Origin of the sequence: Herbiconiux daphne, assembly GCF_024979295.1 — a bacterium.
Classification (GTDB): Bacteria; Actinomycetota; Actinomycetes; order Actinomycetales; family Microbacteriaceae; genus Herbiconiux; species Herbiconiux daphnes.
In genome coordinates this window covers 472,187-493,298 of sequence record NZ_JANLCJ010000004.1, presented here as the reverse complement: position 1 = coordinate 493,298, position 21,112 = coordinate 472,187, and the positions used below count along the sequence as shown (strand labels likewise).

Below are 21,112 nucleotides of genomic sequence, written 5' to 3'. Positions count from 1 at the left end.
TCGTCAGTCGGCGGCGGGGCGCAGCACGATCGTGTTGTCCCACGGGTCGCTGACGGTGACCGACCGGCCGTCATCGGCGGTCTGCAGCCCGTGATGGCGCAGGCGCTCGTCGGCGGCCGCCACCTCGTCGGCGTCGGGCAGCACGATCTCGACCTGTCCGAGTCCCAGGGCGGGTTGCCGCCGCCCGGCGCCGCGCGAGTTCCACACGTTCATGGCCATGTGGTGGTGGTAGCCCCCCGCCGAGACGAAGAGGGCCGACGGCCCGAACGCCGTGGTGACCTCGAAGCCGAGCTTGTCGACATAGAAGTCGCGCGCCTGCGGCACGTCACCGACCGAGAGGTGCACGTGCCCGATGCCCGCGCTGCCCACCCGTGGGTCGGCGACCAGCTCGTCGGTCAGGTTCTGCTGCAGGAACACGTTGGGGTCGAGGAACAGCGTCGACATCTCGATCTGCCCGTGCACCCAGCTCCACTGGCTGCGGTCGCGGTCCCAATAGAGCTCGACGCCGTTGCCCTCGGGGTCGGTGAAGTAGAACGCCTTCGACACCAGGTGGTCGCTCGACCCCGTGAACGACTGCGGAAAACGGCTGGCGACCGAATACACCGCGGCCGCGAGCGCCTGCTCGCTGTCGAACAGGATGGCGGTGTGAAAGAGTCCCGCCGCGCGCGGCTCGGGGCTCGTGAGCTCCGGGGCGTGCTGCAGCACCAGGGCCGGCACTCCGCCGCGCCCGAGCACCGCGGAGTCGCCGTCGCGGCTGATCACGTCGAGCGTCACCGCGTCGCGGTAGTAGGCGACCATGCCGTCGAGGTCGCCCACGCGCAGAGTGACCGCGCCCATCGCGGTCGACGGGGCGAGAAGGTCGGGGGAGTTCGTCATGCTCCATTACAACACTTGTAGCCACAACTGAATTCCGGATGCCGCCCCCTGCGCGACATCCGTCGATCGGGTTCTTGACCACCCCTGAACGGGGGTAATAGGCTGGGCACCCGTAGAAAGCGCTTTCCAGGGGATGGGTATTCAAAGATGAATCGTTTCAGAACTGTGCTGCGCGCCGGGATCGTCGCCACGACGACCGCCGCGCTGGCGTTCACGGCGGCACCGGCCGCTTTCGCTCTCGACACCGCGCCACATTCGAATGACGTGGGCACGGAGGCCGACGTCTCGTCGGGAGGCCAGAACGGCCTCCCGAGCGCCGCCGCCGCGGCATCCGGCCTCCCGAGCGGCGGCGCGGGAACCGCCGCACCGCAGCTCGAGTCGCTCGACCGCGGGCTGATCGCGGTGACCACCTCGGGCGGACAGTTCCTCAGCTGGCGGTTGCTCAAGGGCGAGGCCTACGGGTCGAACGCCACCGGCCTCACCGGTGCCGACTTCGCCGTCTATCGCGACGGCGAGAAGATCGCCACCGTCACCGACAGCACCAACTACCTCGACGCCGCCGGCTCCACCGGCGCCGAATACCGGGTCGCCGCCGTTCTGGGCGGCCACGAGCAGGCGCCGAGCGAATCCGTCGTGCCACTGGCCCAGAACTTCGCGAACCTGCCGCTGCAGAAGCCGGCCGACGGCGTGACGCCGATGGGCGAGGCCTACACCTACTCCGCCGGAGACGCGTCGGTGGGCGACGTCGACGGCGACGGCGACTACGAGTTCGTCGTGAAGTGGGACCCGTCGAACTCGAAAGACGTCTCGCAGGTCGGCTACACCGGAACGGTCTACATCGACACCTACGAGCTCGACGGCACCCTGCTGAACCGCATCGACCTCGGCGTCAACATCCGCGCCGGCTCGCACTACACCGAGTTCATGGTGTACGACTTCGACGGCGACGGACGGGCCGAGACCATCATGAAGACGGCGCCCGGCACCAAGTCGACCGGCTTCGCGCCCGACGGCTCGGTGACCAACGAGGGCTTCGTCACCATGCCCGCCGCCGACATCGCGGCCGGCTACAGCAACAGCGACGACTACCGCCTGAGCGCCGCCGACTACGCCGATCATCTGGTCGAGGTGTTCCAGGGCTGGGCGACCCGGCCCGAGGTGCTCGACGGCAGCTGGCCGGCCACCCTCGAGCAGGCCTTCGGCATCCCGGTGACGCACAGCTACCCGCTGTCGGAGGCGGATGCGCGTGAGTTGGTCGACTACTTCATCGACGTCTACGCCCCCTCGCGGAGCGGCAACAACAAGCTGCGCAACTTCAACGGCTTCATCGTCGACGGCCCCGAATATCTCACGGTGTTCGACGGCGCGACCGGTGCCGAGCTGCAGACCATCCCCTACGAGCCGGGCCGCACCGACGACGGACTGCTCTGGGGCGACTACGCGATGGCGCGCATCGAGCCGGGCAACCGCGTCGACCGTTTCCTGGCCGGTGTCGCCTATCTCGACGGCGAGCATCCCTCGGCCGTGTTCGCCCGCGGCTACTACACGCGCGCGACCGTCGCCGCCTGGGACTGGAACGGTGAGACGCTCTCGCAGCGATTCCTCGTCGACAGCGGCTTCGTGCCGATGACGAACCCCTTCAACGACTCACCGCACGGCCGCGAGGGCACGTCGCCCGAGTGGGGCCGGCTCACGACGCAGGGCTTCCACTCGCTCAGCGCCGCGGATGTCGACGCCGACGGCAAGCAGGAGATCGTCTACGGCTCGGCCACCCTCGACGACGACGGCAGCCTGCTCTACAGCTCCTACGACACGTTGCCCGCGGGCAGTGCGGCGCCCGGAACCGAGGCGAAGCTCGGTCACGGCGATGCGATGCACGTCACCGACATCGATCCGAACCGGCCTGGCCTCGAGATCTTCACCGTGCACGAAGGGGCGACCTCGGCGCCCTACGGCTACGCGTTGCGCGACGCGGCGACGGGCGAGGTGATCTACGGCGAGTACAGCGGCCGCGACACGGGCCGCGGCATGATCGGCGACGTCGACCCATCGGTGCCGGGGCTCGAGACCTGGGCCACCCGGCTGCGGTCGGCCGCGGGCGACAGCCTCGGTTCGGCGATGCCGGGCACCAACCAGTCGATCCACTGGAAGGGCGACTTCACGACGCAGCTCGTCAACGGCAGCGGTGACGCGACGGTCACGATCGACGACTTCACCCGCGGCCGCCAGCTCACCGCCGACGGCACCCGCTCGAACAACGGCACGAAGGGCACCGCGAGCCTCGTGGCCGACGTGCTGGGCGACTGGCGCGAGGAGCTCGTGGTGCGCACGGCCGACTCGAGTGCTCTGCGCATCTACCTCAGCACCGAGGTGACCGCGCACAAGCTCTACACGCTCATGCACGACGCGCAGTACCGCGCCGAGGTCGCCCGCCAGAACACCACCTATAACCAGCCGAGCTACACCGGCTTCTACCTCGCCAGCGACATGTCGTTCGCGAACGTGCCGTTGCGCGCGGCCCCGCTGCCCGTGGCGGCACCCTCGATCGGGGTCGACAGCGCGGGTGTCAACGTGACCTGGAAGGCTCCGGATGCCGCCGGCACCTCACCGCTCACCGGCTACGTCGTGACGCTCACGCCGTCTTCCGGGGCCGCGCCGCTCTCGGTCACGGTCGGTGCCGACCAGGCGCGCGCGTCGTTCGCGGGCGTGCCCGCGGGCCGCTATGCGGCGACGGTCGTCGCGGTGAGCGACGTCGGAGCGTCTCCGGCCTCCGGGCCGTCGGCCACGGCGGTGGTGACCGGATCGCAGCCGGTGCCGATCGGCGCGAACGCCCGATCGCAGTGCGTGAACGGCACGGCGCACGTGGCGGTCTACGGCTACAACAACGCGGCGCAGAAGGCCGACATCCGGCTCTCGGTGCTGGGCGTCGACAAGAAGGAGTCGGCCGTGGCCCCGGGCAAGGCCGTCTACAGCCTGGTGCCGGCGGGCCAGACCTCCGTCGCCGCCGGGTCGGCCACGGTGACGGCGTTCTCGTTCGTCGACGGGGTGGGCTACCACTCCACCTACACCGTGCCCTTCGCGGCGCTCGCCTGCTAGCGCCCCCCGGATGGCGCGGGGCTCGCGTGCCCCGCGCCATCCGCGCGCGCCCGCTCGCGCCGCTCCGCCCCACCTGCGTTTCCCGTGCGCGCCGGCTCGCGCCCGCTCCGCGCCCGTCGCGCCCGCTCCGCGCTACCCGCGTGCGGCGTGCGCGACCGCTCCGCGCCACCCGCGTGCCGGGCGCTCCACGTCACCCGCGCGCCGAGCGCTCCTTACCGCGGCCGACCGCTCCACCCCGGTCGCGGTCGCGCAAAATGCTCCCCGGGCGTCCTTGTGGCGCGTTTTGTGCGACCAAGAGCACGGGTTTGGCTACCGCTCGACGCACACCGTGCCCCCTGCGGCGGTCACTTGCTCTCGGACAACCGGATGATGCGGCACTCGCGGGCCTCGCGCCATCCACGTGCCCGGTCGCGCCCGCACCGCGCCCGGTTATGGGTCCCGGTCGTGGTCGCGCAAAACGCTCATCCGGCGTCTGAATGGAGCATTTTGTGCGACCGGCCTCGTAGGGTCTGGCGTCGTGGTGGGCTACCGCTCGACGTGCACCGTGCCGCTCATACGTGTTTCCCGGCGCTCCCGGTCGTGGTCGCGCAAAATGCTCCCTGGGCGTCTTTGTGAAGCATTTTGTGCGACCGGCTGCGTGGGTGCGGTGTCGGGGTGGGCTGCCGCTCGACATGCAGCGTGCCCCTCATACGTGTTTTTCGGGCGCTTGCGCTTGCGGTCGCGCAGAGTGCTCCTCGGGCGTCTTTATAGCGCGTTTTGTGCGACCGACAGCGTAGGTGTGGTGTGGGGGTGGGGCGACCACTCGAGGTACACCGTGCCCTTCGCGGCGATGGGATGCCGTGTCTCTCGGTCGCGGTCGCGCGGAATGCTCTGCGGGCGTCTTTAACGCGCGTTTTGTGCGACCTGAGCCTGGGAGTGGCGCGAGTGGCGCGGGGTGGGCGGGGGGTGCGGGGTGCGGGGAAGGGCGGGGGCGATGCCGGAGCCGGGGGCGGCGAGTAGCCTCGGGGCAACGGGAACGTGTGGTTCCGGGCCGAGGAGGGTCGACGTGCGAGCGCTGTCGGGAGCCGCGGGACCTCTGCGGATTGCGGGAGTCGTGGCGGTTGTCGTCGGGCTGCTGGCTAGCGCGGTGTCGCTTTTCTCGGTGTCGTCGACGTGTTCGAGCAACGGCGGGTGCCGCACCGACAACGACGTGCTCTATCTGCTCACCTCGGTCGGTCGGGTGCTCGGTCCGGCGTTCGTGGCGGCCGGGGTGATCGCGCTCGCCCTTGGGCTGCTCGTGCGCGCGAGGGGCGGAGTCGCGCGGGCCGTGGGCCCGCAACTCGCCGAAGCCTCGTGGCAGCGGGACGGGAGCTCACGCATGGCCGGCACCAACCCCTTCGCCGACGTCATGCCCCGAGCGGCCGTCGGCGGTGACCTCGACAGCGACTCCATCCGCGACCGCGGAGGCGATGCCGACCGCGACCGCGACGGCACTGTCACTTCCGCTCCTTCGCGCCTCCGTCGCACTCACGGCCTCGCCGGCCACGACGCCGACCCTGACCACGACCTCGACTCCGAGCTCGAACCGGGGCGCGCGCCCGCGGTCGCGCTCTGGATCTTCGCCGGGGCACTGCTCGTCGTGGCTCTGGGCGCCGCGGTGTTCGTGTCGCTGCCCCAGACGCTCAATCTCTCGATGGCCAGTTGCGATGCCTTCGGGTGCACGCGGCCCGCATCCCTTCTGCTCGTGCAGCTGGCTGGACTCCTCGCGCCGAGCCTCGTGCTGGCCGCCCTGCTGATCGCCGCGATCGCGATCATCGCGACCGCCGTCAACCGCCGCGCCGCCGCATCAGCCCGCGCGACCTCGACAGCGACCGCCACCGCGACCTCGACGGCCACCGCCACCTCGACACGCACCACCGCGCTCACCCCCGGCCGCCGCGCCCGCCGCCGGGGTGCCGGCTCCGACCCCTCCGACGACTTCGCCGCCTTCCGCCGCCCTCCCGACGACAGCGCCGCCGACCGCCGCTGAACTAAAGCTATTGCAATTAGCCAAAAAGCTAGCTACAGTAGCCACATGAACGCAACGGACAACAAGAGCGAACTCCGCTACCTCGACCGAGGCGAGGGCCGACTGGCCTTCGGCCTCGCCGGCGACGGCCCCCTGGTCGTCACCTCGCCCGGCATGGGCGACCTCCGCTCCACCTACCGTGAACTCTCGCCGCAGCTCGTCGCGGCCGGCTTCCGCGTCGCCGACGCCGAGCTGCGCGGCCACGGCGACAGCGACGCGACCTTCACGTCATACGGCGACTCCGACACCGCCGACGACCTGATCGCGCTGATCGAGCACCTCGGCGGCCCCGCCGTCGTGGTCGGCAACTCGATGAGCGCCGGGTCGGCCGTGCTCGCGGCCCGCCGCCCTGAGCTCGTGGCGGGCCTCGTGCTCGTCGGCCCGTTCGTGCGCAACCCGCCGATGAACCTGCTGCTGGCCGGTCTCTTCCGCGTGATGATGGCCCGCCCCTGGGCCGCCGCGGTCTGGAACGCCTACCTGCCGACCCTCTTCGCCGGCCACCGCCCGGCCGACTTCGACGCCTATCGTGCCTCGGTGTCCGAGGCCCTTCGCCGGCCCGGCCGCACCCGGGCGTTCTCGCGCACCACGCGCACGAGCCACGCCGAGGCCGAGGCCGCGGTCGGCCGCGTGTCGGCGCCCGCACTCGTGGTGATGGGCGAGCGCGACCCCGACTTCCGAGACCCGGCGGCCGAGAGTGCGTGGATCGCCGAGCGGTTCGCCGCGCACGCCGGCGCCGAGGTGGTCATGGTTCCGGATGCCGGCCACTACCCCCACGCGCAACGCCCCGAGATCGTCACTCCCGCGGTGCTGGCGTTCGCCGAATCCGTGCGGGCGGCGGGCGGCTTCACGAGCGCCGGCGCCGAAGGCGACCGTGCCTAGGGCGGGAGTGACCAGCGAGCGCGTGGCCCTGGAGGGCGAGCAGCTCGCCGACGAGGTCGGCCTCGAGTCGGTGACGCTCGCTGCTGTCGCGGCGCGCCTCGGCATCAAGCTGCCGAGTCTTTACAAGCACATCGACGGCCTCGGCGCCCTGCGCGCCACGATCGCCGAACGCGCCATCCGCGAGCTCACCGACGTGATGGTGCGCGCGACCGTCGGCCGCTCGGGAGCCGACGCGGTCTCCGCGCTCGCGCACGCCCTTCGCAGTTGGGCGCAGCAGCATCCGGGTCGCTACGCCGCCACGATCTCCGCTCCGCGCGACACCGCTCCCGAAGCCGAGGTGGCCGCCGCCGACCAGGCGGTGCGGGTGATCTTCGACGTGCTCGCGGGCTTCGGACTCAGCGGCGACGACGCCATCGACGCCACGCGGGGCCTCCGCGCCGTGCTGCACGGATTCGTCGCGCTCGAGGCGGCCGGCGGCTTCGGCCTGCCGGTCGACGTCGACCGCAGCTTCGACCGACTGATCGACTCGTTCGTGCGCTCGCTGCCCTCGTACTGAAGGCGCAGAGCGCCCCGACCGCGCCGGACCGGTTGACGCCTGCGGATTTTTCGCCGACCGACCCCCTATACGGCCTCGGTCGGCGGAAATCACGCATCCGCCAACCGCCAGCCCCAGAAGTCGCCGCGGCACCCGCCGCTACGCGCCGGCGTGCCCCCGCAGCAGCGAGCTGAGCTCGCAATACAGCGCCCCCACCCGCGGGCTCGCGTTGCAGCCGAGCCACAGGTGCAGGTGATCCCCCGGCACGGCGGCTTCGGGCATCCACTCGGCGACCCACGCCGACACCGCCGAGCGGATGAGCTCGCCGCGCGGCGCGGTCTCGAGCAACCCGTGCGGCACCAGGTCGCGGCGCAGCCACGTGATCGACACGCCGGCCGGAGCGACGAGTGGCCTGATCTGCACCGGTGACACGATTTCGAGATAGACCCGCCCGTAGGCGTCGGCGGGTAGTGCGTCGAGGATGCGCCGGATCGGCGCGATGTCGCCCGTGTCGCCCGCGAGCAGCACGCGCACGAGTGCGGCGTGGTCGTCGGCGCGTGAGGTGTGCATGATTCGGCTCCTTGTGCCAGAAGAGGGGCCATCCGGATGCCGGACAGCCCCTCTCGAGTGGTGAAGCGGTGTTCCCGCGCTGCTGCTAGAAGCTGCAGGCCGTCAGCGACTGCACCGCCGGGGTGAGCGAGTTCGGCCCACCGAGCAGGGTGACCTGCCCGGCACCGAGGCGCTCGATGTCGGCCACGACGCCCTTCGGCACGCAATCGGTCGGCACCACGTAGAGCGGCGATCCCTTGAGTCCAGCCAGTGCCGCGCCGGCCAGCGCGTCGGGGTAGTTGTAGCCCGTCGCGAGGTAGACCGTGTTCGCCCAGCTGAACGCGCTGTTGTTGATCGAGATCGAGGCCGCGAAGCGGTCGGCCCCCGACAGGCGGGTGACGACGACCTTCTTGGCGGGGTCGGTCTTCGATGCGAGTGCTTCGATGGATGCCTTCACGCCGTCGCTGACGGAGTTGGGGCCACCGGCGACCGAAGCGCTGTCGATGCCAAGCTTCGTCAGCAGCGCCAACGTAGGAGCGTCGATCGACGCGGCGCCGCCGTTGACGAGCAGCACGGGCGTCGCCGTGGCACCGCCGGCCGCGCTCGCCGACAGGGCGTCGGGGAAGTTCGACCCGGTGGCGACGTAGGCGCTCGCGACGCCGATGCCGAACGCGTAGTCGACGACGTTGCGGGATGCCTCGTAGCGGTCCGTCCCCGACAGGCGCACCACGTCGGCGGCCAGCGTCTTCAGCTCGGTCTCGACCGCGGCCGAGACCGAGTTCGGTCCACCGACGATCACGATCTTGTTCGGGGTGAGCCGCTGCAGCTCGGACTCGACCGGTGCCGGCAGTTCGTTCGTGGCGGTGAGCACCAGCGGAGCCTTCTCCTTGACCGCGGCGGGCGCGGCGCTCAGTGCGTCGGCGAAGCCCGAACCCGTCACCACGTAGGCGACATCGGAACCATCGGGGTAGGCCTTCATCGACACGTTGATCGCGACATCCGTTCGCGTCGCGCCCTCGATGCGGTCGACCGACGGATCGGCGAACGTCACCGGCGTGAAGGTCTCGAAGGGCGCGAAGACCGCGCCACCGCCGGCGTAGGTGTAGACGCCGAAGTTGCCGTCGGCGTGGGCGCCCGAGAAGCCCTTCTTGACGGTCATCGTGGCGCTGAAGGAGCCATCGGCCGCGAGGGTGATCGCGCCGCGTGCCGCGCCGCCGATGGTGGCGACGTCTTCGGCGTGCACAGCCCACTTGGTGGTGCTGCCGTCGGCCTTGCGGGCGGTCGAGGGAGCGCCCTCGGATGCCTTCCAGGTGTCGAGGAAGGTGTCGAAGGATCGAGGCTGTCGGTCTTCGAAACGGTGACGGTGGGCACGGCCGTCGCGGTGTAGCTCACCGTGAGCGGTAGGGCGGCCTTGTTCTCGTCGGTGGACCCGACGCTGGAGTACCAGTTAGAGGACTGCCCCGTGAGCTGCTGGAAGTCGACGAAGCTCTGCGGGAACGCGTCCCAGCCGGCGACGGTGCGGTTCTGCGCCGTGGCCGTGGCGGGGGTGGTGATCTCGACGCCGGCGTAGTCGGGGGTGGCGATGAAGCCGGTGGCGGTGACCTCGACCTCGCCGAGGTCGGCGAGCGTCACGACGGTGTCGGCGATCGGAACCCAGAGGGTGGGGTCGTTCATGTCGGCCTGGAATCCGCAGAGGGTGGCGGTGACGGTGCCGAAGCCGTTGTCGACGTCGAGCGTGGGGTCGCTGACGTAGAAGTAGGTGAGGCCGCTGTAGAAGGCCACGGTGAAGTCGCCGTCCCAGGTGATCTCGGCGTCTTGGTTCGCCGGGTCGACCGTGCCGGTGCCGTTGTCGACGACGACCTGGTGGTTGCTGAACTTATCGCTCGTGGGGTTCGGGATGGCGGTGCCGTCGGGCTGCGTGGCCAGGCCCGCGAAGGTCGCCGTGGCGTAGCCGCGGGCGCGGCGGCGAGGGCGGGGGGAGGCGGGCATGGCGGGCGCAATCGTCGGGGGCGGGGTCGCGTCGGGGCGATCGTCCTGAGCTTCGTTAGGTACGGCACCTCGTCAATCCAGGGGCGGCGCGCCCTCGTGGGCGCTGGCTTCTCGACTCTGCGGCCAGCGGGCGTGCCGGCGAGTGCGCGGGGCCCGCCGTCCGGGGCGGTCAGCGCGCCCTTCTTGTTTCGAGGCGCCGGTTATTCGCGGCGCGCCGGGCCAAACTGGGCGCGATCGCGGGCAGGTGGGAGTGCGCGCGGTGTCGTCGATCGCGAAGGTGGGGGAGCGCGGCGGATGCGCGGCGCGCAGTGCCAGACGAGGCGCGATCGCGGGCATGTGGGGGGGGGGGGGGGGGGGGGCGGTCGTTGATCTCGAGGGTGGGCGAGTGCGGTGGATGCGCGGCGCGCCGAACCAAACTGGGCGCGATCGCGGGCACGTGGGAGTGCGGCGGCTGCGCGGCGCGCAGCGTGCGCGAGGCTAGCCGGCCGCGGGGGTGCGGCCCGGGGCCTCGGTCGGCGTGCCCGTGCCGGTGTCGTCGGTGCCGGTGCCGTCCGTGCCCGTGCTGTCGCCGGCCGCACCGGGGTCGGTGGTGCCCGTGGCGGCGGAGAAGACCTCGGTGATGAGCGCGTTGAGGGCGTCGGTGTCGTCGAGGGCGCCGGAGTAGGCGGTGCCGTCGATGATGACGAGGGGAGTCGCGGTGAGGGTTGCGACATCCGAGTTCGGCACGTTCTGCTGCGCGCGGGCGGTGGCGCCCGCCACCCAGTCGTCGAACTCGTTGCCGGTGATGCAGGAGGCGATGGCGGCATCCGTCGCGCCCGCCTTCTGCACCAGTGCGACAAGGTCGTCGTTGCTGAGGCCACCGTCGGGCAGCGTGGGCTGCGCGGCCACCAGGGCGTTGTGCACGGCGAGGGTGGCGTCGGGCGTCGAGTTCGCCACGCACGCGACCGCGTTGGCGGCGCGGGTCGAGTAGCCGCTTGCGTCGCCGTCGAGGGCTACGGGGTGCAGCTCGATGCTGGCGTAGCCGGCCGACACGTAGGACTGCAGGGCGGAGGCGTTCGCGGTCTCGAAGGTGGCGACATCCGGGCTCGCGTAGTCGACGTATTCGGTTATGCGCAGCACCGTCGAGGTGTCGAGGTCGGAGGCGACCGGCTGCGCATCGGGTTGCAGGGCCGCGGTGGTGACGGCGGTGGTGGTGCTGCCATCGCCCTCGAACAGGATGCCGTCGCTCAGCATATTGAGCGGCCCCACGAACGTGGAGCGGATGCCGTTGTAGACGGCGAACCCGGCCACCGCGAGCACGGCGACGCCCGCCACGATGAGCGTGGTGCGCACGGCGATGCGGGTGCGCCGCTTGCGCTTGCGCTCCTCCTCCCGCTGGATGCGGGCGATCTCGCGGGCGAGGGCCTGGCGGTCCTTCTTCGAGAGTCCGTCGTACATGCTCTTGTCGGACCTCGCAGAACTCATGCCGCATCGGCTCCTCTCGCTCGGTCGTGACGCTAGGGACGAAGTCTATGAGCCCGCTTTGCGCGGAGTGGGAAAATGGTGACATGACCCTCCCGCGCGTCGACACCGTCGTGACCTATCCCGCCGGCGCCGTCTCGTCGACCGGCCGCGTGCTGCACGTCGAACCGCTCGGCGACGGGCGTGCCGCCGTGCTGCTCGACGAGACCGCGTTTCACCCCGTGGATGCCGCGTGGCCCGACCAGGGCGCCGACCGCGGCGTGCTCGTGGTCGGGGTCGACGGGGGTGACGGCGACGGTGGCGGCGGCATCCGCCCGGCCGCGGCGCTCGACGTCGTGGACTGCGTCGTGGGCGCGACCGACGGCGAGACCCTGTTCCTCGGCGCCGACATCCCGGTGCGCAAAGGCACCGACGGCTGGGCGTTCGTGGTGGCCCACATCGTCGAGACGGGCGATGCGACGGGTGGCACGACTCCCGCCGACGGGGTGACGGATGCCGCCCCCGGGCCGCTCCTCGTCGAGGGCGCCGCCGTGCGCACCGAGGTCGACCCGCGCCTGCGGCGCGCCCTCTCGGCCGGGCACACCGCCTGCCACCTCGCCTCACTCGCGTTGAACGAGGCGCTCGCGACGGCCTGGACAAAAGACGTGCCTCTCGACGCCCGCGGCAACCCGAACTTCGACGCGATCGCCATCGAGTCGTCGACCATCGAGCCGTTCGGCTCGACCGATGTCTACCGGGTGGGCAAGTCGCTGCGCAAGAAGGGCTTCGCTCCCGCGGCGCTGACCGATGACCTCGGGGCGGTCGAAGCTCGGGTGAACGACCTGCTCGCGCAGTGGCGCGCATCCGGAGCCCCCGTCGGCATCGACCGCGAGGGGGATGGCCTCACCTCCCGCCGCACCTGGACCTGCGCGCTGCCCGACAGCACGGTCGCCATCGCGTGCGGCGGAACGCACGTGGAGTCGCTCGGCGAGTTCGCGACCCTCGGCGTCGAACTCGCCACGAACGAGCTGCCAGGCGCCCTCGAGCTGCGCATGGTGACGTGGGCGACCATGAGCGAGGGGGGATGACCGGGGTGGGCGGGGTCGAGTTCGGCGTCCACCACCTCGCCCGACCCGATCGGGGTGCGCCGTGCCGGTGAGGAGTGCCGGCATCCTGCTCTGGAGGCGGCGCGGCGACGGTCTCGAGGTGTGGCTGGCGCACATGGGCGGGCCGTTCTGGGCGAAGAAAGACGAGGGTGCCTGGTCGGTGGTGAAGGGCGAGTTCGATCCCGACGAGAACGCCTTCGCGGCGGCCCGGCGCGAGTTCGCCGAGGAGACCGGTCAGCCGGCACCCGACGTCGCCTATGACGAGCTGGGCGAGTTCCGGCAGCCGTCGGGCAAGCTCATCACGGTGTTCGCGGGCGAGAGCGACACCGCTCCCGACCCGGTGGTGAGCAACACCTTCGCCCTCGAGTGGCCTCCGCGCAGCGGGCGGATGCGCGAGTTTCCCGAGATCGACGACGCCCGCTGGTTCTCACTCGCCGACGCGCGGGCGAAGATCGTGAAGGGGCAGCGCGCCATCCTCGATGCGCTCGCCGCGCGGCTCGCCGGCGGCTGAGCCGCCCGCCCAGCGCGCCGCGCCGGCCGCCGCCCGCCCCGCGCGCCGCGCCAAACCCGGCTAGACCACCCCGGCCGGCATCCGCGCGAGCGGCAGGGCCTCGAGCTCGCTCCGCATGCGGATGAGTTCTTCGGCGTGCGCGTCGAGCCGCCGGTCTTCGTCGGACACCAGCGGAAGCGGCGGCACCGCCCGCGCGGCACCATCGGGCCCGAGGTCGACGAACACGCTCATGCACTGCGTGGTCAGCTCGAGCGACCGCGGTGAACGCGGCGACCCCGACCGCACGTGGATGGCGATGTGCAGACTGCGCGGACCGGTGTGGATCAGCCGCGCGTCGACCTCCACGATGTGCCCGATGCGGATCGGCCGGTAGAAGTGGATGCCGCCCGAATACACCGCGACGGCCGCCTCCGACGTCCAGCCCGCGGCACAGGCGTAGGCGGTCTCGTCGATCCAGCGCATGACGGTTCCACCGTGCGCGTTGCCGCCCCAGTTGGCGTCGGCCGGTGCCGCGAGAAAGCGGAAGACCGTGCGCGGGGTCGTGCCCTGCGCCGAATAGATCTGCTGCTGCATCGCGTCACGGATGGCGCGCCGCGGGGCGAGCCTCTCCTCGGCGCGCTCGTGCAGCATCCGGTCGCTCTCGGTGGTCGGCGACCACGGCGACACCTCGCGCGGCCGGCCGTTCTCGTCGACGGCCACGAAGACGAGGATGCAGTGGGTCGCGGGGGCGAAGTCGCGGCTGCGCACGTCGGCGGCCTCGACGGTGACGAGCACCTGCATGCTGCTGCGACCGGTCTGGATGATGCGTGCCGTGGCCTCGATCATCTGCCCCGACGCGATCGGGCGCGTGAAGTGCACGTTGCCCACATAGGCCGTGACGCAATACGACGAGCTCCAGCCCACGGCGCAGGCGTAGCCCGCCTTGTCGATCCACTCGAGCACTCGGCCGGCCGCGACGGTCGCCCCGCCGGCGGCCGTGTCTTGGGGTGAGGCGAGAAAGCGCAGGGTGATCTTGTCGTCCATCTTCTCACTGTGCCATGCGGCGGGCGCTCTTTCGGCGGATCAGGCCGCGAAGAAAGGCCGATCTTTGCGATGCGTCAAACGAGGCGGCGAACACGCGGGCGACCGAGTGGGGGAGTGCGGCCGCACCCCGCTCACGGCTTGCGCGCCTCGAGCAGCGCCCGCTCGCTGTGACTCACGAACGAGCCCTCGGCCAGGATGCGCGCGTGCACCGCGGCGAGCCGGTCGCGGTAGCGTTCGACCGTGAAGTCGGGCACTGTCCACAACACCTTGCGCAAGAAGTACACCACCGCCGCCACGTCGAAGAACTCGACCTTCGTCGACTCGGTCAACAGATCGACCACGCGCAGCCCCGCGTCGCGCGCCCCCGTGACGAGATTCACGGGGCTGCGCGCGTCGTTCTCACCCGACGGCTGCGGCCCCATCAAGAACTCGTAGAGCTCACGGTTCGATCCCGCCGCGACCTGCTGCGAGAGATAGGTGCCGCCCGACCGCAGCACCCGGGCGATCTCGTGCCACTCGACGACCTGCGGATGCCGGCTGAGAACGAGATCGAACCGCCCGTCGGCGAACGGCAACCCCGCGCTCTCGCCCACCAGCACCACGTCGCCGCGAAAGAGCTCGAGCCGCTCGTGCGCCAGCCGGAAGTTCGGCTCCCACCCCTCGGTCGCCCACACCGTCGACGGAATGCGGCCGGCCGCGCTCAGGATGCCGGCGAACACCTCGCCCCCACCGGTCTGCAGGTCGATCACCGCGTCGACCGGAGGAACGGATGCCGCGATCCGCTCGGCCGCGAGCCCCGAGTAGCCCCACGACGGTCGCTCCTCGGTGGCGCGCCCCTCGAACCACGAGAAGTCCCAGCCCTCGACCGGAACCGACTCCCCTTCGGCCAGGAGCTCTTCGAACGTGCGCGACGCATCCATGCCCCCAGTCTGCCCCAGGGTGCGAAGAGTCAGACCCGGATGACCTCCGGGCCTCCGAGGTCGGCCAGCGCGTCGTAGTCGGCGTCTTGGGTGACGATCGGCAGGTCGTTCGCGAGCGCCACCGACGCGATCCAGAGATCGTTCACGTTCACCCGCCGCCCGGCCTCGTGCAGCCGATATCGCAGTCGAGCCCACTCGGCCGCGGCACCGTCGTCGACCGGGAGCACCGCGACGTCGCCGAGGGCCTCCAGGGTGCGGAGCCGCCGAGCGCGGGTGTCGGTGTCGACCGCGGCCAGAACGCCCGCGCGCAACTCGGCGAGCGTGATCACGCAGAGGAACGACTCCTCCGGCAGCTTCTCGGTGTCGAGTCGCCGACCGGCCTCCGACGCGATGAGCACGCTGGTGTCGAGCAGTCCGCGCGGCGAGCGAGAGCTGGAGGTGGTCGCGCTCACCGGATGGGGCCGAGGTCGTCGGTGGTGTCGCCCGCGAGCTCGTTCAGGTCATCGCGCAGAGCCGCGTCGGCCGGCTCGTCGAGCAGAGCGATGAGGTCGATGCGACCGAGAGGCGACCGCCCCCCGCGCACGGGAGTGAGCTGGGCGACCGGCACGCCGTTGGCGGTGATCGTGATGTCTTCGCCGCTCTGCACGCGCCGAACGACGTCGGCGGTGTGGTTGCGCAATTCGCGCACGGGCACGGCGGTCATGACTGGATCGTAGCACTCCGTAGCCGTGCGTAGCCATCCGTAGCACTGGATGTGGCGCCCAGTCAGACGGATTGTTGTACTCAGTCCAATTAACCTAGACTCGGCCCATGACAGACTTCGTGGTCGAGGGCGTGGGGCGGCGACTCGTTCCCTACGCCGAGGGTTTGACGCTGCAGTCCGAGCTGCACGATCGCGTGGTGGCGGGCGATGCTCCCGACACGCTCGTGCTGCTCGAGCACGAGTCGGTCTACACGGCCGGCAAGCGCACCGAGCAGAGCGAGCGCCCCACTGACGGCACCCCGGTGGTCGACGTCGACCGGGGCGGCAAGATCACCTGGCACGGCCCCGGACAACTCGTGGGCTACCCGATCCTGCGCCTGCCCGACCCCATCGACGTGGTGGCTTATGTGCGCTCGCTCGAGTCGCTGCTGCTCGAGGTCGTGATCGAACTCGGCGTGGTGGCGCACCGCGTCGAGGGGCGCTCCGGCATCTGGACCACCGTCGACGGCACCACCTCGAAGCTCGGCGCCATCGGCATCCGGGTCGCCTCGGGGGTCACCACCCACGGCTTCGCGCTCAACTGCAGCAACAGCCTCGAGCCCTACTCGCGCATCGTCGCGTGCGGCATCCGTGACGCCGGGGTCACGACCATCAGCGACATCCTGGGCCGGCGGGTCGACCCGGTCGACGTCGTCGATTCGGTGATCTCGAGGTTCGAATCGCCGGGCGACCGGATGTCGCGGCTCGTCGAGATCGGACACGCGGCGTTCGCGGGTGCCCGATGAGCGCGGGCGCGGGGTGCGGCCCGGTGGGGGCGGGGGCGGGTGTCGCTGCGGGTGCGGCCGGCACCGCGACATCCGTTCGCCCGACGGGTCCCGCGGCCGGTGCTCCCGAGGGCCGCAAGCTGCTACGCCTCGAGGTGCGCAACGCCGAGACGCCGATCGAGCGCAAACCGCCGTGGATCAAGGCCAAGGCCAAGTTCGGCCCCGAATACCGCGAGCTGCAAGAGCTCGTGAAGACCCAGGAGCTGCACACGGTGTGCCAGGAGGCCGGCTGCCCCAACATCTTCGAATGCTGGGAAGACCGCGAGGCGACCTTCCTCATCGGCGGCTCCCAGTGCACCCGCCGGTGCGACTTCTGCCAGATCGACACCGGCAAACCGGCCGACTACGACACCGACGAGCCGCGCCGGGTGGCCGAATCGGTGGTGTCGATGGCGCTGCGCTACGCGACGGTCACCGGCGTGGCCCGCGACGACCTGCCCGACGAGGGGGCGTGGCTGCACGCCGAGACGGTGCGGCAGATCCACGCGCTCAACCCGGGCACGGGCGTCGAAATCCTCGCCACCGACTTCTCGGGCGACCCGTCGCTGCTGCAGGTGGTGTTCGACTCGCGCCCCGAGGTGTTCGCCCACAACGTCGAGACGGTGCCGCGCATCTTCAAGCGCATCCGGCCGGCCTTCCGCTACGAGCGGTCGCTCGACGTGATCTCGCAGGCGCGGGCGGCGAACCTGATCACGAAGTCGAACCTCATTCTCGGCATGGGTGAGACGCGGGCCGAGATCACGTCGGCGCTGCACGACCTGCATGACGCCGGGTGCGACATCCTCACGGTGACGCAATATCTGCGCCCGTCGCCGCGGCATCTGCCGGTGGCGTCGTGGGTGCGGCCCGAGGAGTTCGTCGACATCAAGCAGGAGGCCGAGCAGATCGGGTTCCTCGGCGTGCTCGCGGGGCCGCTCGTGCGGTCGTCGTATCGCGCGGGGCGGCTGTGGGCGCAGTCGATGCAGCGCAAGGGCTGGCAGATTCCGCCGGCACTCGCAGGGCTGGCCGAGCGGGCGGCCGACGCGGACGGGTTCGCGCAGGCGGTCTGATCGAGGGGTGGGCGGCGGTTCTGCGCACCCCTCACGGGTGTGGTTCTCGTCGCCCTCGCAGGCGTCGGTTCTCGAGCCCCTCGCGGGCGTCGGGGGCGCGCGCTACCGTGTTGCCCATGGATCAGCGACTCGATTTCATCACCCTCGCCACGGCCGATCTCGGTGCGGCCCGGGCGTTCTATCGCGACGGCCTCGGCTGGTCGCCGCTGCTCGACGTGCCCGGCGAGATCCTGTTCTTCCAGGTGGGTCGCGGGCTCGTGCTCGGGCTGTTCGACGCCGCCGCGTTCGCGGCCGATCTCGCGTCGGGAGCGGCATCCGGTGCAGCGCCGGACGGCGGCTCGCTGGGCGCACCCGGGGCCGCGGCGTCCGGAACTGCGGCGGCGGCGGCATCCGCCGCGGCGCCCGCTCCGGCCGGCCTGACGCTCTCGCACAACGTCGACTCCGCCGACGCCGTCGATGCAGCGGTCGAACGGATGCTCGCCGCCGGCGGCGCGGTCGTCAAGCCTCCGCAACAGGCGGCTTTCGGTGGTTACCACGGCCACGTGGCCGACCCGAACGGCGTCATCTGGGAGGTCGCCTTCAACCCCGGCTGGAGCGTCGACCCCGACGGCACCGTGAAACTCGAGCCGGTGGAGTAGCGGGCGGGTGGAGTAGCGGGCGGGTCGGTGGCGGGGCGACGGCCGAAACATCCGCCGTGCTCTCCGTCACGTGCGCGTGCGCACCCGGCGCGCGACGAGCGGACCCGTCGCCAGGTGCAGCACCGTGTCGACGAGCATCACGGTCACCACCACCCACGGCGCCCATCCCGCCCCGAACGCGATCACGAACGCCGAGATCGCGATGCTCAGCACGCCCCACACGAGCAGCAGCCGCATCGGCAGGCCGTAGCGCCAGGCGATCAGCACCTGGGCGGCGTGATAGAGCGCCGTGCCTCCGCAGAGGGCGACGAGGGTGCCGAACGCGAGCCGGGCGCCGTCGGCCTGTTCGATCGCGCCGCCGAGCCCGGCCGCCACGCCGATGAGGCCCAGCACGATCACGTAGTGCGCCACGCCGAGCACGTCTCGCAGCACCGCGACCACGTGCGTCGCGTGCGCGCCGACCCCGTCGCTCGCGTCGACCGCGTCGGCACGGCCCAGCACCCGCTCGGTGACGGGCGCGCCGGCGGCGAAGTACAGCCACCAGAACGAGCAGATGATGCTGAAGCCGAGGGCCGAGATGATCCACGCCGTCGCCGATTGCCCGATGTCGATGGCCAGGATGAGCTCGACCAGCGACTCGCCCAGCACGATCATCGTGAACAACCCGACCCGCTCGATCAGGTGCCCGGCGATGAACCGGGTGCCCTTCAACCCGGTCGCGACGATCGCCATCTCGGCCACCACAAGCGCCGCCCACACCCACAGCCGGTAGCCGTCGGGCACCGCGATCGAGGCCAGCCACAGCACGGCGATCCCCGGTCCGTAGAGGGTCGGCCGCAACGCCCCGCGGCCGCTCCGCCGCCGGGCCCGCACCCACACCGGCCAGATCGCCACCCGCGCCACGGCGTAGCCGATCGCGAACAGCGGGGCGCCGTCGCCCGTGACCTCGGGGATCGACACCGCGATCAACCCCACACCCGCCATCGACACGAGCACCGGCACCCGGGCGCCGCCGGGCGTGCCTCCCACCATGTTCACGAAGGTGACCACGTTGAGCCACGCCGCCCAGACGAGCACCAGGATGCCGGCCACCAGCAGAAAATCGTCGACTCCGGGGTCGCCGTGCAGCAGGTCGGTGAGCTGCTTGACGATCACCACGAAGACGAGGTCGAAGAACAGCTCGAGCCAGTCGACGCGACGGAACGCGTCGCCGGTGCGCTGTGCGGTCGGTGCGGTGGGCGAAGGCATCAGCCCGGGATGTCGGCCGGGGGCGCGGAGGCGGCGCGGGCGCCACCGGGCGGGGCGGCGGCATCCGGGGTGTTCGCGGCATCCGGTGGCGCCTTCTGCCAGGGCCAGCGTCCGGTGATCTCGAGTTCGAGCGAGAAGCTGAGGAACGTGCGGATGAGCACGATCGCGCCCAGCACCGCCACGCTCTCGAGTGTCGGGGTCACGGCGACGGTGCGGATGATGTCGGCCGCCACGAGCAGTTCGAGCCCGAGCAGGATGGCTCGCCCGAGCAGCCGGCGGAACTGCGTGTAGACCGGCCGCTGCCGGCGAACGGCCCGGCTCAGCGCGTTGAGCGCCGCGAACAGCGCGCCGATCACGATCGCCGCGACTCCGGCCGCGTCGATCACCTTGCCGACGATCTCGATGACGCCGTAGAAGTCCATGCACGCCTCCGTCTGCCGAGCCGTTCGCGGCCGCCGTCGGTCGGTGGCTGGTCACAACAGTGGCAGTCCGCCGCGTCGGGTGCAACGGATGCCGCGGGCTGAATGCGAGTGGGCCGGTGGCGACTGTCGGCCGCACCCGCTACATTAACTGAGGCATTCTCAGAAGACCCATTGGGAGTGTCTTCGCTGATTCGAAAGAAGACCCATGAAACATCCGTTCTCCTCTCCGTCACGTCGTCGCACGGCCGGCATCGCCGTGTTGGCGCTGGCCGCCCTCTGCTGTTCTCCGCTCGCTGCCGCCTCGAGCGCTTCGGCGGCCGAATGCCGGTTCAGCCCCGGGCTCAAGGCGCCCGCCGAAGCCGCCGGCATCTCATGCCTCGACGTCACCGACGCAAGCGGTGAAGGCCATGCTCCGGCGGGCGGGCAGCACGGTGGTGCGTGCCGCTACTCGGCCGATGCGAGCGACTTCCCCGACGGATTCCTCGACTTTACCAAAGACCCCTACGACGAGAAGTTCATCGAAGACGCCAACGGCAAGTTGACCATCCATACGCACTACAACGAGGAGGGGGAGATCACTGGCCGCGTCGAGATCGCGGTCGAGAAGGCCGATTCGTCGTACACCTGGTGGATCAACAACCCGATCACGATCTACGGGGTCAAGATCAACCAGATCGCCTCGTTCAGCTGCAAAGACTCGCAAGACGGGTGGTCGTTCGACGTGACCGACGAGCAGATGGGGGTCGACGATCCGACCGGTGCCACTCCAGCAGCGCCGACGGTGCCGGCGCCGTCGCCGCGCATCCTCAACCCGGTGGCCGTGACCGACGCCATCACGCCGCTTCCCGGCCGTCCCGACGAATACCTGTTGCGGTTGAACCTCACGAACACCGGCAGCAAGACCGCACCCTACGTCGACACCGCGTTCGATCTCACCGACTGGGCGTCGGTCGAACTCGTCTCGGGCGTCGGGGCCACCTGCGAGGTCGACGCCGCTCTGGAGCTCTGCGAGGTCGTGGGCGTGCCGGCGGGCTCGACCACGACCCTCGTGTTCCACGTGGTGGCGCACGAGGCGGCGGGCGACTACCTTCCGGTCTCGATCCTTAACGACGGCCGGCTCAAGTGGAGCTGGTCGGCGGCCGATCACCTCACCTGGAAGACAGCCCCCGTGCAGAACACCTTCTTCGTGACCCGCCCCTGACCGTCGCGCTCTCCCTCACCCCTCTCTCGCCGAGTTGCGCCAAAGTGCCCGAAAAA

At 71.0% G+C, this 21,112-nt stretch carries 21 protein-coding genes; 10 read left to right on the top strand and 11 right to left on the bottom strand.

Features of this window, described 5'->3' with window-relative positions:
• Nucleotides 1-3 precede the first annotated feature (3 nt).
• Nucleotides 4-876: a VOC family protein gene (locus N1032_RS13540; RefSeq protein WP_259539628.1), complete on the bottom strand. Its 873-nt coding sequence runs from the start codon at nucleotides 874-876 to the stop codon at nucleotides 4-6.
• 147 nt (nucleotides 877-1,023) lie between these two features.
• Here N1032_RS13540 and N1032_RS28295 point away from each other — a divergent pair, with 147 nt between their 5' ends.
• The 4 genes from N1032_RS28295 to N1032_RS13515 all read left to right on the top strand — a co-directional run bounded on the left by N1032_RS28295 (nucleotide 1,024) and on the right by N1032_RS13515 (nucleotide 7,454).
• Nucleotides 1,024-3,972, top strand: coding sequence for a rhamnogalacturonan lyase (locus N1032_RS28295; protein ID WP_310795949.1), 2,949 nt, complete (start codon nucleotides 1,024-1,026; stop codon nucleotides 3,970-3,972).
• Nucleotides 3,973-5,017: 1,045 nt separating this feature from the next.
• The gene (locus tag N1032_RS13525) at nucleotides 5,018-5,980 is read left to right on the top strand and encodes a hypothetical protein (RefSeq protein ID WP_259539627.1); all 963 of its coding nucleotides are present in this window, start codon (nucleotides 5,018-5,020) and stop codon (nucleotides 5,978-5,980) included.
• Between the two features lie 45 nt (nucleotides 5,981-6,025).
• On the top strand, nucleotides 6,026-6,898 hold the full coding sequence (locus tag N1032_RS13520; protein WP_259539626.1) for an alpha/beta fold hydrolase: 873 nt from the start codon (nucleotides 6,026-6,028) through the stop codon (nucleotides 6,896-6,898).
• A gap of 7 nt (nucleotides 6,899-6,905) precedes the next feature.
• The gene (locus N1032_RS13515; protein ID WP_259539625.1) at nucleotides 6,906-7,454 is read left to right on the top strand and encodes a TetR/AcrR family transcriptional regulator; all 549 of its coding nucleotides are present in this window, start codon (nucleotides 6,906-6,908) and stop codon (nucleotides 7,452-7,454) included.
• A 138-nt stretch (nucleotides 7,455-7,592) separates the two neighbouring features.
• Here N1032_RS13515 and N1032_RS13510 read toward each other — a convergent pair whose 3' ends face one another.
• From N1032_RS13510 to N1032_RS13495, 4 genes are all read right to left on the bottom strand, one after another.
• Nucleotides 7,593-8,003 carry a siderophore-interacting protein gene (locus tag N1032_RS13510; protein WP_259539624.1) on the bottom strand — a complete coding sequence of 137 codons (411 nt, stop codon included), beginning with the start codon at nucleotides 8,001-8,003 and terminating at the stop codon, nucleotides 7,593-7,595.
• An 85-nt stretch (nucleotides 8,004-8,088) separates the two neighbouring features.
• A complete protein-coding gene (locus N1032_RS13505) occupies nucleotides 8,089-9,225 on the bottom strand; it encodes a cell wall-binding repeat-containing protein (protein WP_259539623.1) in 1,137 nt (378 codons plus the stop codon).
• On the bottom strand, nucleotides 9,138-9,971 hold the full coding sequence (locus N1032_RS13500) for a hypothetical protein (RefSeq protein WP_259539622.1): 834 nt from the start codon (nucleotides 9,969-9,971) through the stop codon (nucleotides 9,138-9,140). The genes N1032_RS13505 and N1032_RS13500 overlap by 88 nt, the downstream gene beginning before the upstream one ends.
• Nucleotides 9,972-10,448: 477 nt before the next feature.
• Nucleotides 10,449-11,435 (bottom strand): DsbA family protein, encoded by a 987-nt coding sequence (locus N1032_RS13495; protein ID WP_259539621.1) that lies wholly within the window; start codon nucleotides 11,433-11,435, stop codon nucleotides 10,449-10,451.
• An 83-nt stretch (nucleotides 11,436-11,518) separates the two neighbouring features.
• Here N1032_RS13495 and N1032_RS13490 point away from each other — a divergent pair, with 83 nt between their 5' ends.
• Complete coding sequence (locus tag N1032_RS13490; RefSeq protein ID WP_259539620.1) at nucleotides 11,519-12,499, top strand: alanyl-tRNA editing protein; 981 nt, start codon at nucleotides 11,519-11,521, stop codon at nucleotides 12,497-12,499.
• A gap of 61 nt (nucleotides 12,500-12,560) precedes the next feature.
• Nucleotides 12,561-13,028: an NUDIX domain-containing protein gene (locus N1032_RS13485; protein ID WP_259539619.1), complete on the top strand. Its 468-nt coding sequence runs from the start codon at nucleotides 12,561-12,563 to the stop codon at nucleotides 13,026-13,028.
• A gap of 60 nt (nucleotides 13,029-13,088) precedes the next feature.
• Here N1032_RS13485 and N1032_RS13480 read toward each other — a convergent pair whose 3' ends face one another.
• The 4 genes from N1032_RS13480 to N1032_RS13465 form a co-directional block, all read right to left on the bottom strand.
• Nucleotides 13,089-14,051 carry an acyl-CoA thioesterase gene (locus N1032_RS13480; protein WP_259539618.1) on the bottom strand — a complete coding sequence of 321 codons (963 nt, stop codon included), beginning with the start codon at nucleotides 14,049-14,051 and terminating at the stop codon, nucleotides 13,089-13,091.
• A 131-nt stretch (nucleotides 14,052-14,182) separates the two neighbouring features.
• Nucleotides 14,183-14,971, bottom strand: coding sequence for a class I SAM-dependent methyltransferase (locus tag N1032_RS13475; RefSeq protein ID WP_259539617.1), 789 nt, complete (start codon nucleotides 14,969-14,971; stop codon nucleotides 14,183-14,185).
• Nucleotides 14,972-15,000: 29 nt separating this feature from the next.
• Complete coding sequence (locus N1032_RS13470) at nucleotides 15,001-15,423, bottom strand: type II toxin-antitoxin system VapC family toxin (RefSeq protein ID WP_259539616.1); 423 nt, start codon at nucleotides 15,421-15,423, stop codon at nucleotides 15,001-15,003.
• The gene (locus tag N1032_RS13465; protein WP_259539615.1) at nucleotides 15,420-15,674 is read right to left on the bottom strand and encodes a type II toxin-antitoxin system Phd/YefM family antitoxin; all 255 of its coding nucleotides are present in this window, start codon (nucleotides 15,672-15,674) and stop codon (nucleotides 15,420-15,422) included. Before N1032_RS13465 ends, N1032_RS13470 begins: the two co-directional genes overlap by 4 nt.
• Nucleotides 15,675-15,781: 107 nt before the next feature.
• On the opposite strand from N1032_RS13465, the gene lipB reads away from it, so the two are divergent.
• The 3 genes from lipB to N1032_RS13450 all read left to right on the top strand — a co-directional run bounded on the left by lipB (nucleotide 15,782) and on the right by N1032_RS13450 (nucleotide 18,185).
• Nucleotides 15,782-16,459, top strand: a complete 678-nt coding sequence (lipB, locus tag N1032_RS13460; RefSeq protein ID WP_259539614.1) for a lipoyl(octanoyl) transferase LipB — start codon at nucleotides 15,782-15,784, stop codon at nucleotides 16,457-16,459.
• A gap of 119 nt (nucleotides 16,460-16,578) precedes the next feature.
• On the top strand, nucleotides 16,579-17,547 hold the full coding sequence (gene lipA / locus N1032_RS13455) for a lipoyl synthase (RefSeq protein ID WP_259539685.1): 969 nt from the start codon (nucleotides 16,579-16,581) through the stop codon (nucleotides 17,545-17,547).
• Nucleotides 17,548-17,663: 116 nt separating this feature from the next.
• Complete coding sequence (locus tag N1032_RS13450; protein ID WP_259539613.1) at nucleotides 17,664-18,185, top strand: VOC family protein; 522 nt, start codon at nucleotides 17,664-17,666, stop codon at nucleotides 18,183-18,185.
• Between the two features lie 66 nt (nucleotides 18,186-18,251).
• Here the strand turns inward: N1032_RS13450 and N1032_RS13445 are convergent, their stop codons facing one another.
• Both N1032_RS13445 and N1032_RS13440 read right to left on the bottom strand, forming a co-directional pair.
• Nucleotides 18,252-19,433: a low temperature requirement protein A gene (locus N1032_RS13445; RefSeq protein WP_259539612.1), complete on the bottom strand. Its 1,182-nt coding sequence runs from the start codon at nucleotides 19,431-19,433 to the stop codon at nucleotides 18,252-18,254.
• Entirely contained in the window at nucleotides 19,433-19,855 is a 423-nt protein-coding gene (locus N1032_RS13440; RefSeq protein WP_259539611.1) for a DUF1622 domain-containing protein, read from the bottom strand. The genes N1032_RS13445 and N1032_RS13440 overlap by 1 nt, the downstream gene beginning before the upstream one ends.
• Before the next feature lie 205 nt (nucleotides 19,856-20,060).
• Between N1032_RS13440 and N1032_RS13435 the strand changes: the two genes are divergently transcribed.
• Nucleotides 20,061-21,056 carry a hypothetical protein gene (locus N1032_RS13435; protein WP_259539610.1) on the top strand — a complete coding sequence of 332 codons (996 nt, stop codon included), beginning with the start codon at nucleotides 20,061-20,063 and terminating at the stop codon, nucleotides 21,054-21,056.
• The last annotated feature ends 56 nt before the right edge of the window (nucleotides 21,057-21,112 follow it).